Annotated in this window: 1 protein-coding gene; it reads left to right on the plus strand. The window is 72.3% G+C overall.

The window, feature by feature from the left end:
- On the plus strand, positions 1-2731 hold a 2731-nt coding region (locus HW578_RS25160; protein WP_198373437.1), incomplete at both ends, for an NAD-glutamate dehydrogenase domain-containing protein.

Genomic DNA, 2731 nt, shown 5'->3' on the forward strand with positions numbered 1-2731 from the left:
CGAGGCCTTCCCCGGCGCCTATCGCGAGGGCGCGACGGCGGCGCAGGGCGTGGCGGATATCGACCTCGCCGAACGCGCGATCGAGGCGGGCCGGCCACGCGCCGACCTGCTGCGCGCGCCCGGCGCGGGGCCGCGCTCGCTCACGCTGCGCCTCGCCAATCCCGCCGGGCCACTGGCGCTGGCCGATGCGCTGCCGCTGTTCGAGAGCCTCGATCTGCGCGCCATCGAGGAACAGCCCTACCACCTCGTGCCCGCCGGCGGGCCGGAGGTGGTGCTGCATGTCTATCGTCTCGAGGCCGGCGCCGATTGCCCGGAGGACCGCTTCGACGAGATCCTGGGCGCGCTGAGCGCCCTGCTGGACGGCGCGGCGGAGGCCGATGGCTTCAACCGCCTGGTGCTGCGCGCGGGGCTCGACTGGCGCGAATGCTGGCTATTGCGGGCTATGTTCCGCTGGGCCAAGCAGGTCGGCTTTCCCTTCGCCCAGGCTTCCGTCGAAGCCGCGCTGGCGGCGCATCCGGAGGCCGCGCGGCTGCTGGTGGAGATCTTCCGCCGCCGCTTCGACCCCGCCGCGGCCGATCGCGACACGGCCCGGGCCGAGGCCGCCTGGGCCATGCTGCTCGAGAGTGTCGAGAACCCCGACGAGGACCGCATCCTGACGCGCCTGCGCGTCACGCTCGACGCCATGCTGCGGACCAACTTCTTCCAGGGGAAGGACTACCTGGCCTTCAAGCTGGACAGCGCGCTGGCGGGTGAGATGCCGCAGCCCCGCCCCTGGCGCGAGATCTTCGTGCATTCGCCGCGCATGGAGGGCTGCCACCTGCGCGCCGGCCCGGTGGCGCGCGGCGGCATCCGCTGGTCCGACCGGCGGGAGGATTTCCGCACCGAGATCCTTGGCCTGATGAAGGCGCAGCGGCTCAAGAACGTGATCATCGTCCCCACCGGCGCGAAGGGCGGCTTCGTGCTCAAGCACCCGCCGCCGGCATCCGACCGCGAGGCGTTCCAGGCCGAGGGCATCGCCTGCTACCGCACGCTGGTGCGATCGATGCTGGACCTGGCGGACAACTACCAGGGCACGGCGGTGGTCACACCTGCGGGCATCGTGCGGCGCGATGGCGATGATCCCTATATCGTCGCCGCCGCCGACAAGGGCACCGCGACCTTCAGCGACATCGCCAATGGCCTGTCGGCCGAATACGGCTTCTGGCTGGGCGATGCCTTCGCCAGTGGCGGTTCCGCGGGCTACGACCACAAGGGCATGGGCATCACCGCGCGCGGCGCCTGGGTGATGATCGACCGGCATTTCCGGGAGGTGCTGGGGCGTTCCGTGCAGGATGCGCCCTTCGACATGGTCGGCGTGGGCGACATGTCGGGCGACGTCTTCGGCAACGGGCTGCTGGTGTCGAAGCAGACGCGGCTGCGCGCGGCCTTCGACCACCGGCACATCTTCCTCGACCCAGATCCCGACCCGGCGGCGTCCCATGCCGAGCGCGAGCGGCTGTTCCGCCTGCCGCGATCCTCCTGGGCCGACTACGAGGCGCGCCTCATCAGCGCGGGCGGCGGCGTGTTTCCGCGCAATGCCAAGTCGCTGCCGCTGAGCCCGCAGGCGCAGGCGATGCTGGGCATCGCGGCGGATCGCGCCGAGCCCGCGGCCATCATGCAGGCCATCCTGCGCATGGAGGCCGACCTGCTCTATTTCGGCGGCATCGGCACCTATGTGAAGGCCAGCACCGAGACCCAGGCCGAGGCCGGCGACCGCGCCAACGACGCGATCCGCATCGACGGGCGCGACATCCGCGCGCGCATCGTGGGGGAGGGGGCAAATCTCGGCGTCACCCAGGCGGGGCGCATCGAGGCGGCGCGCGCGGGCATCCGCATCAATACCGACGCGCTCGACAATTCGGCGGGCGTCAGCACCTCGGACCACGAGGTGAACATCAAGATCCTGCTGGCAGATGCGGAGGCCGAGGGGCTGCTGACGCGGCGCACGCGCGACGAGTTGCTGCATGCCATGACCGACGAGGTCGCTGGCCTGGTGCTGCGCGACAACGACCAGCAATCCCTTGCCGTCACGCTCGAGACGATGGGCGGGCCGGATGACCTCGCCGCGCAGGCGGTGCTGATGGATCGGCTGGAATCCGTGGGCCTGCTCGACCGTGCCGTGGCGGGGCTGCCCGATGCCGCCGCGATGGCGCGGCGGGTCGGCGCCGGCGATGGGCTGACACGGCCCGAGATCGCGGCGCTGCTGCCCTTTGCGAAGCTCTGGCTGACCGATGCGCTGGGCGAATCGGACCTCCCGGACGACCCGGCGCTGCTGCCCGCGCTGATGGCCTATTTCCCGAAGCCGCTGCAGGAAGGCTACGCCACCTTCATCGGCCGCCACCGGCTGCGGCGGGAGCTGGTGGCGACCGTCCTGGCCAATGCCGTGGCGAACCGGCTGGGTTGTGCGGCGATCGGCCGGCTGACCACTGGGGCCGAGGCGGTCGCCGCCTGCCGCGCCGCGCTGCTTGCCAGCGAGGCCTTCGGGCTGGAAGCCGCCTGCGACGCGATCGACGCAGCGGCCGCGCCGGCCGAGGCGCGGCTGTCCGCGCTGCTCGCACTGCGCCAGCTGCAGGAAGCCGCGGCGCGCGACCTGATGGCGGCGGCGAGCCAGCCGATCGACCAGGCGCTGGCGGAGCTGCGCCCGGGCATCGCCGCGCTGGCCGCTGCCGCGGCGGCTGATGTCGTCCCGCTG

It is taken from the genome of Roseomonas rosulenta, assembly GCF_016106005.1.
Taxonomy (GTDB): domain Bacteria; phylum Pseudomonadota; class Alphaproteobacteria; order Acetobacterales; family Acetobacteraceae; genus Neoroseomonas; species Neoroseomonas rosulenta.